This window comes from Streptococcus sp. HMSC073F11 (genome assembly GCF_001810785.1).
Taxonomy (GTDB): Bacteria; Bacillota; Bacilli; order Lactobacillales; family Streptococcaceae; genus Streptococcus.
Map to the genome: position 1 here is coordinate 81,908 of NZ_KV802690.1, position 8,727 is coordinate 90,634.

Genomic DNA, 8,727 nt, shown 5'->3' on the forward strand with positions numbered 1-8,727 from the left:
CTAGTTTCCTAGTTTGCTCTTTGATTTTCATTGATTATTATATTACTTTCTATTTGTAGGAGGTTGCTTATGGAACGTCTAAAATCATTTATTACACGCTATTCTAAGGTCTATATTGGTTTAGTTCTGCTGATCTGGCTGGCTTTCTTCTTTCTTCCTTGGGATAAACCAGTTCTGGGAATATCTATCAATCTCTTAATCATGCAGAAAGTTTTACTAGTTTTTGGAATTCTGTCGATTTTGATGGCCTTGCTGTCCAAGAAAGTCAGTCTCTTTGTTTTTGGATTGATCTGTTGTCTTTCTTTTTGGATAAATCTATTTATCCTATTTGCTATTTTGCCGATTTTTGGCAATTAAAGTATCATAAAAATCAGAGAGGTTAGCTTGGAAACTAGCCTCTTTTTCCTTTTCAAAATGGGGATTCTTCCTTGAAAATAATCAGTAATTGTGCTAAAATTAAAAGAACATTCTAAAATATTCGGAATTTAAAGTAAGGAAAAACATGGCTAATATTTTAAAAACAATTATCGAAAATGATAAAGGAGAAATCCGTCGTCTGGAAAAGATGGCTGACAAGGTTTTCAAATACGAAGACCAAATGGCTGCTTTGACAGATGACCAACTAAAAGCAAAAACAGTTGAATTTAAAGAACGTTATCAAAATGGAGAATCACTGGATTCATTGCTTTATGAAGCATTTGCGGTTGTCCGTGAGGGTGCCAAACGTGTCCTAGGTCTCTTCCCATATAAGGTTCAGGTCATGGGGGGAATCGTTCTTCACCATGGTGACGTGCCAGAGATGCGTACAGGGGAAGGGAAAACCTTGACTGCGACCATGCCCGTATACCTCAACGCCCTTTCAGGTAAAGGGGTTCACGTAGTTACGGTCAATGAATACCTATCAGAGCGTGACGCGACTGAGATGGGTGAATTGTACTCATGGCTTGGTTTGTCAGTAGGGATTAACTTGGCTGCCAAATCCCCAATGGAGAAAAAAGAAGCCTATGAGTGTGATATTACCTACTCAACCAACTCAGAAATCGGATTTGACTACCTTCGTGATAACATGGTCGTTCGCGCTGAAAACATGGTACAACGTCCGCTTAACTATGCCTTGGTCGATGAGGTTGACTCAATCTTGATTGACGAGGCCCGTACACCTTTGATCGTATCAGGTGCTAACGCAGTTGAAACCAGTCAGCTCTATCACATGGCAGACCACTATGTAAAATCTTTGGACAAAGACGACTACATCATCGATGTGCAGTCTAAAACAATTGGTTTGTCTGATTCAGGGATTGATAAGGCTGAAAGCTACTTCAAACTTGACAATCTCTATGACATCGAAAACGTAGCTCTGACTCACTTTATCGATAACGCCCTTCGTGCCAACTACATCATGCTTCTCGATATTGACTATGTGGTGAGCGAAGAGCAAGAAATCTTGATTGTTGACCAATTTACAGGTCGTACCATGGAAGGTCGTCGTTATTCTGATGGATTGCACCAAGCTATTGAAGCTAAAGAAGGTGTGCCAATTCAGGATGAAACCAAGACATCTGCCTCAATCACTTACCAAAACCTTTTCCGTATGTATAAGAAATTGTCTGGTATGACGGGTACAGGTAAGACTGAGGAAGAAGAATTCCGTGAAATTTACAACATTCGTGTTATTCCAATCCCAACAAATCGTCCTGTTCAACGTATTGACCACTCAGACCTTCTTTATGCAAGTATCGAGGCTAAGTTTAAGGCGGTTGTCGAAGATGTTAAAGCTCGTTACCAAAAAGGTCAGCCAGTCTTGGTTGGTACAGTTGCAGTTGAAACCAGTGACTACATTTCTAAGAAATTAGTCGCAGCTGGCGTTCCTCACGAAGTCTTAAATGCCAAAAACCACTATAAAGAAGCCCAAATCATCATGAATGCTGGTCAACGTGGTGCTGTTACTATCGCAACCAACATGGCCGGTCGTGGTACCGACATCAAGCTTGGTGAAGGAGTTCGCGAATTGGGTGGACTTTGTGTGATTGGTACAGAACGTCATGAAAGCCGTCGTATCGATAACCAGCTTCGTGGACGTTCAGGTCGTCAAGGAGACCCAGGTGAGTCACAATTCTACCTATCTCTTGAAGATGATTTGATGAAACGTTTTGGTTCTGAACGCTTGAAGGGAATCTTTGAACGTCTCAACATGTCTGAAGAGGCCATTGAGTCTCGTATGTTGACACGTCAGGTTGAAGCAGCGCAAAAACGTGTCGAAGGAAATAACTACGATACCCGTAAACAAGTCCTTCAATACGATGACGTCATGCGTGAACAACGTGAGATTATCTATGCTCAACGTTACGATGTCATCACTGCAGATCGTGACTTGGCACCTGAAATTCAGGCTATGATTAAACGCACGATTGGTCGTGTCGTTGATGGTCATGCGCGTGCCAAACAAGATGAAAAACTAGAGGCAATTTTGAACTTTGCTAAGTACAACTTGCTTCCAGAAGATTCTATTACGATGGAAGACTTGTCAGGCTTGTCTGATAAGGCTATTAAGGAAGAACTCTTCCAACGTGCCTTGAAGGTTTACGATAGTCAGGTTTCAAAATTACGCGATGAAGAAGCAGTGAAAGAATTCCAAAAAGTCTTGATTCTACGAGTGGTGGATAACAAGTGGACAGATCATATCGATGCCCTTGATCAATTGCGTAACGCGGTTGGACTTCGTGGCTATGCTCAGAACAACCCTGTTGTTGAGTATCAGGCAGAAGGTTTCCGTATGTTTAATGACATGATTGGTTCGATTGAGTTTGATGTGACACGCTTGATGATGAAAGCACAAATTCATGAACAAGAAAGACCACAAGCAGAACACCATATCAGTACAACAGCGACCCGTAATATCGCTGCCCACCAAGCAAATATACCAGAAGATTTGGATTTGAGCCAGATTGGACGGAATGAACTTTGCCCATGTGGTTCTGGTAAGAAGTTTAAAAACTGTCACGGTAAAAGACAATAAAATGAGATAGTTTAGAGGCGGATACCTTGTGAAAAGTAAATTTTTACTTGGTATCCGTTTGATTTATAAGGAGATGAGTTATGGTATTTACAGCAAAAAGTCCTAAAATTAATATTGAAGAAGTTCGTGCCTTATCAAAATTAGAAGGTCAAGCTTTGGAGAGAAAATCACAGCGCGATCAAGAGCTAGAAGCCATTATACGTGGAGAAGACCAGCGGATTCTCTTGGTAATCGGGCCATGCTCATCTGACAATGAAGAAGCTGTTCTTGAATACGCTAAGCGTTTGGCAGCTTTGCAAGAAGAAGTGGCAGACCGTATCTTTATGGTTATGCGTGTTTATACTGCTAAACCCCGTACCAACGGAGATGGCTATAAGGGCTTGATTCACCAGCCTAATGCGACAGAAGCGCCTAGTCTTATCAATGGAATCAAAGCCGTTCGCCATCTTCACTATCGTGTTATCACAGAAACAGGAATGACAACGGCTGATGAAATGCTTTATCCTGAAAATCTACCGCTTGTGGATGATTTGATTTCTTACATGGCGGTTGGTGCCCGTTCAGTTGAAGACCAGCAACACCGCTTTGTGGCCAGTGGAGCAGATTTCGCGACTGGGTTTAAAAATCCAACATCTGGAAATCTCAATGTTATGTTTAATGGGATTTATGCTGCTCAAAACAAACAAAGTTTCCTTTTCTTAGGAAAAGAAGTGGAAACAACTGGGAACCCGCTTTCGCACGCTATTCTTCGTGGAGCAATCAATGAGTATGGTAAGAATATTCCTAACTACTACTATGATAATTTGATGGATACTATTGCTCAGTATGAGAAGATGGGCTTGGAAAATCCTTTTATCATTGTGGATACCAATCATGACAACTCTGGTAAGCAATATATGGACCAGATTAGAATTGTCCGCCAGACCTTGATTAACCGTGATTGGAATGAAAAAATCAAGCAGTACGTTCGTGGCTTTATGATTGAGTCTTATCTAGAAGACGGCCGTCAGAACGAACCGGAAGTATTTGGCAAGTCTATCACGGACCCTTGCCTGGGCTGGGATAATACGGAAGCCCTTGTCAGAGAAATCTACCAAACGCTAGGAGAATAAGATGGCATTTATTGAAAAAGGTCAAGAAATCGATATTGAAGCAATCAAGGCAGAAACTCAATTGTCTGCGGAAGCCTTGCGACTAAAGGAGCGCCGTGATAGAGAATTGGCAGACATCATTTCAGGAGAAGATGACCGGATCCTTTTGGTGATTGGTCCGTGCTCTTCTGATAATGAAGAGGCTGTCTTGGAATATGCCCGCCGTTTATCCGCCTTGCAAAAGAAGGTGGCGGACAAGATTTTCATGGTTATGCGTGTTTATACAGCTAAACCTCGTACCAACGGAGATGGCTATAAGGGTTTGGTTCACCAACCGGATACTTCTAAGGCTCCAAGTCTGATCAATGGCTTGCAGGCTGTGCGCCAGTTGCACTATCGTGTGATTACAGAGACTGGTTTGACAACGGCAGATGAGATGCTTTATCCGTCAAATCTGGTATTGGTAGATGATTTGGTCAGCTACCATGCTGTTGGGGCTCGTTCTGTGGAAGACCAAGAGCACCGCTTTGTGGCTTCAGGAATTGATGCACCAGTCGGAATGAAAAATCCAACCTCTGGAAATCTTGGTGTTATGTTTAATGGCATCTATGCCGCTCAAAATAAACAGACCTTCCTTTTCCATGGGCAAGAAGTTGAGACTTCAGGAAATCCCTTGGCCCACGTCATCCTTCGTGGGGCGGTTAATGAGTATGGGAAAAATGAGCCTAACTTTTACTATGAAACCTTGCTAAATGCCATTGAACGCTATGAAGCCATGGGACTTGAAAATCCCTTTATCCTCATCGATACCAACCATGATAACTCAGGAAAGCAATATATGGAGCAGATTCGAATTGTTCGTCAGACCTTGCAAAATCGTGATTGGAATGAGAAAATCAAAAAGACGGTTAGAGGATTTATGATTGAATCTTACCTAGCAGATGGTCGTCAAAACCAACCAGAGGTCTTTGGTTGCTCTATTACGGATCCTTGCTTGGGTTGGGAAAATACAGAGGCCTTGGTAGAAGAGATTTATGCTACCTTGACAAAATAAGTGAAAAGGATGGAGTTGGGGAATCTCAACTCCTTTTGATGAGAATGATAGTTGGACACGGAATTGATATCGAAGAATTGGCTTCGATAGAACGCGCAGTTACACGACATGAAGGATTTGCTAAGCGCGTGCTGACCGCTAATGAAATGGAACGGTTTAACAGTCTTAAAGGGCGCAGGCAAATCGAATATTTGGCTGGTCGCTGGTCGGCTAAAGAAGCCTTTTCCAAGGCCATGGGAACGGGTATTGGAAAGCTCGGTTTTCAGGATTTGGAAGTCTTGAATAATGAACGCGGGGCGCCTTATTTTAGTCAGTCACCATTTTCAGGAAAGATTTGGCTGTCTATCAGCCATACAGATCAGTTTGTGACAGCCAGTGTCATTTTGGAGGAAAATCATGAAAGCTAGTCCACATAGACCAACCAAGGCTCTGATTCATCTGGGAGCTATTCGACAAAATATTCAGCAAATGGGGGCTCATATCCCTGAAGGAGTGCTCAAATTTGCAGTAGTCAAGGCTAATGCCTATGGGCATGGGGCTGTTGCTGTTGCGACGGCGATTCAGGATGAAGTTGATGGCTTTTGCGTTTCCAATATTGATGAGGCCATTGAACTCAGACAAGCTGGACTCAGGAAGAAAATCCTCATTTTAGGAGTTTCTGAAATCGAAGCTGTTGCTCTAGCTAAAGAATACGACATCACCTTGACAGTGGCTGGACTGGAGTGGATTCAAGCCCTCTTAGATAGGGAAGAAGACCTAACTGGATTGACAGTCCACCTCAAGATTGATTCAGGAATGGGACGGATTGGCTTTCGAGAGGCTAGTGAGGCTGATCAGGCTCAAGACTTGCTCCAACAACATGGTGCTCGTGTTGAAGGGATTTTTACCCACTTTGCTACTGCAGATGAAGAATCAGATGACTACTTTAATAAGCAGTTAGAACGCTTTAAAGCTATTTTGGCTTGTATGAAGGAAGTGCCAGAGCTGGTTCATGCTAGTAATTCTGCAGCGACTCTTTGGCATGCAGCGACTATTTTCAATGCGGTTCGTATGGGAGATGCCATGTATGGCCTGAATCCTAGCGGAGAGGTTTTGGATTTGCCCTATGACCTGACCCCAGCCTTGACCTTGGAATCTGCTCTGGTTCACGTCAAGACAGTTCCAGCTGGATCTTGCATGGGCTACGGAGCAACATATCAAGCTGATAGTGAGCAAGTCATTGCGACGGTGCCAATCGGCTATGCGGATGGTTGGACACGAGATATGCAGAATTTCACTGTCTTGGTAGATGGCCAAGCTTGCCCAATTGTTGGACGAGTTTCTATGGACCAAATAACCATTCGTCTGCCTAAGCTTTATCCCTTAGGAACCAAGGTAACCTTGATTGGCTCCGACGGAGATAAAGAAATCACAGCTACTCAGGTAGCGACCTACCGCGGAACTATTAACTACGAGGTCGTTTGTCTTCTCAGCGATCGCATTCCGAGAGAGTATTATTAAAACAAAGAAAGGAGTGGAGCATGAATCTACATCAACCCTTGCATGTCTTGCCTGGTGTGGGACCAAAGTCAGCAGAAAAATACGCCAAACTAGGAATTGAAAACTTGCAAGACCTATTGCTCTACTTTCCTTTCCGCTATGAAGATTTCAAAACCAAGCAGGTGCTGGAACTGGAAGACGGTGAGAAGGCGGTTCTGTCTGGTCAAGTCGTGACTCCTGCCAGTGTCCAGTATTATGGTTTCAAGCGCAATCGCCTGCGTTTTAGTCTCAAGCAGGGAGAAGTTGTTTTTGCGGTGAATTTCTTTAACCAGCCCTATCTAGCTGATAAGATAGAGTTGGGAGCAACTCTTGCCGTCTTTGGAAAATGGGACCGTGCCAAGGCTAGTCTGACAGGGATGAAGGTTCTGGCTCAGGTGGAGGATGACCTCCAGCCTGTCTATCGTCTGGCTCAGGGAATCAGTCAGGCCAGTCTGGTCAAGGTCATCAAGACGGCCTTTGATCAGGGACTGGACCTCTTGATAGAGGAAAATCTGCCCCAGTCTTTGCTGGACAAATACAAACTCATGTCCCGTTGTCAGGCTGTTCGCGCCATGCATTTCCCCAAGGATTTGGCAGAATACAAGCAGGCCCTTCGCCGTATCAAGTTTGAGGAACTTTTTTATTTCCAAATGCAATTGCAGACGCTCAAGTCTGAAAATAGAGTTCAAGGAAGCGGTCTGGTTCTGGATTGGTCTCAGGAAAAAGTGTCGGCGGTTAAAGAAAGTCTGCCATTTGCCCTGACACAAGCTCAGGAAAAGAGTTTGCAGGAAATTTTGGCCGACATGAAGTCGGACCACCACATGAATCGTCTCCTGCAAGGGGATGTGGGTAGCGGAAAGACTGTGGTCGCTGGCTTAGCCATGTTTGCGGCGGTGACGGCTGGCTATCAAGCTGCCCTAATGGTGCCAACAGAAATCTTAGCAGAGCAACACTTTGAGAGTTTGAAGGAGCTTTTTCCTGATTTGAAACTGGCTCTCTTGACAGGTTCCTTAAAAGCTGCAGAAAAAAGAGAAGTCTTGGAGACTATTGCCAAGGGTGAGGCTGATTTGATTATCGGAACCCATGCACTGATACAGGATGGGGTGGATTATGCTCGCCTAGGCTTGATTATCATAGATGAGCAGCACCGTTTTGGTGTGGGGCAAAGGCGTATTTTACGGGAAAAAGGTGACAATCCTGACGTTCTCATGATGACGGCAACTCCCATTCCACGAACCTTGGCTATCATAGCCTTTGGAGATATGGATGTTTCCATTATTGACCAGATGCCAGCAGGAAGGAAGCCTATTGTGACTCGCTGGATCAAACATGAGCAACTACCTCAGGTCTTGACTTGGTTAGAGGGAGAAATCCAAAAAGGTTCTCAAGCCTATGTTATCTCTCCCTTGATTGAAGAATCAGAAACTCTGGATTTGAAAAATGCCATTGCATTGTCTGAGGAGCTGACAGCTCATTTTGCTGGCAAGGCTGAGGTTGCTCTGTTACATGGTAAGATGAAGAGTGACGAAAAAGACCAGATTATGCAGGAGTTCAAAGAGAGAAAGACGGATATTCTGGTTTCAACGACGGTTATCGAGGTCGGGGTCAATGTGCCCAATGCGACCGTCATGATTATCATGGATGCCGATCGCTTCGGTCTCAGCCAGCTTCACCAGCTCAGGGGTCGTGTCGGTCGGGGAGATAAGCAATCCTATGCTGTTCTCGTTGCCAATCCCAAGACGGATTCTGGGAAAGACCGCATGCGCATCATGACAGAAACGACTAATGGATTTGTCCTAGCTGAGGAAGATTTGAAAATGCGGGGTTCTGGTGAGATTTTTGGAACCAGACAGTCAGGTCTTCCAGAATTCCAAGTGGCTGACATTATCGAAGATTTTCCGATTTTAGAAGAAGCCAGAAAGGTTGCCAGCTACATTAGTTCTATAGAAGGCTGGCAAGAGGATCCAGAGTGGCGCATGATTGCCCTTCATATGGAAAAGAAAGAACATTTAGATTAATACTCTTCGAAAATCAAATTCAAACCACGT

The 8,727-nt window shown here is 43.9% G+C and carries 7 protein-coding genes; all 7 read left to right on the forward strand.

Annotated features, from left to right (window positions below):
- The first annotated feature begins 69 nt into the window (after positions 1–69).
- The 7 genes from HMPREF2764_RS02085 (at position 70) to recG (ending at position 8,697) form a co-directional block, all read left to right on the forward strand.
- Positions 70–357 (forward strand): hypothetical protein, encoded by a 288-nt coding sequence (locus HMPREF2764_RS02085; RefSeq protein WP_070526826.1) that lies wholly within the window; start codon positions 70–72, stop codon positions 355–357.
- Positions 358–502: 145 nt separating this feature from the next.
- Entirely contained in the window at positions 503–3,016 is a 2,514-nt protein-coding gene (secA, locus tag HMPREF2764_RS02090) for a preprotein translocase subunit SecA (RefSeq protein ID WP_070526829.1), read from the forward strand.
- An 80-nt stretch (positions 3,017–3,096) separates the two neighbouring features.
- Positions 3,097–4,128, forward strand: coding sequence for a 3-deoxy-7-phosphoheptulonate synthase (locus HMPREF2764_RS02095; RefSeq protein ID WP_000232190.1), 1,032 nt, complete (start codon positions 3,097–3,099; stop codon positions 4,126–4,128).
- Between the two features lies 1 nt (position 4,129).
- Positions 4,130–5,161, forward strand: coding sequence for a 3-deoxy-7-phosphoheptulonate synthase (locus HMPREF2764_RS02100; protein ID WP_000864041.1), 1,032 nt, complete (start codon positions 4,130–4,132; stop codon positions 5,159–5,161).
- A gap of 44 nt (positions 5,162–5,205) precedes the next feature.
- Positions 5,206–5,568, forward strand: a complete 363-nt coding sequence (gene acpS, locus HMPREF2764_RS02105) for a holo-ACP synthase (RefSeq protein ID WP_070526833.1) — start codon at positions 5,206–5,208, stop codon at positions 5,566–5,568.
- On the forward strand, positions 5,558–6,661 hold the full coding sequence (alr, locus tag HMPREF2764_RS02110) for an alanine racemase (protein ID WP_070526837.1): 1,104 nt from the start codon (positions 5,558–5,560) through the stop codon (positions 6,659–6,661). The genes acpS and alr overlap by 11 nt, the downstream gene beginning before the upstream one ends.
- A gap of 20 nt (positions 6,662–6,681) precedes the next feature.
- Positions 6,682–8,697: an ATP-dependent DNA helicase RecG gene (gene recG, locus HMPREF2764_RS02115; protein WP_070526840.1), complete on the forward strand. Its 2,016-nt coding sequence runs from the start codon at positions 6,682–6,684 to the stop codon at positions 8,695–8,697.
- The last annotated feature ends 30 nt before the right edge of the window (positions 8,698–8,727 follow it).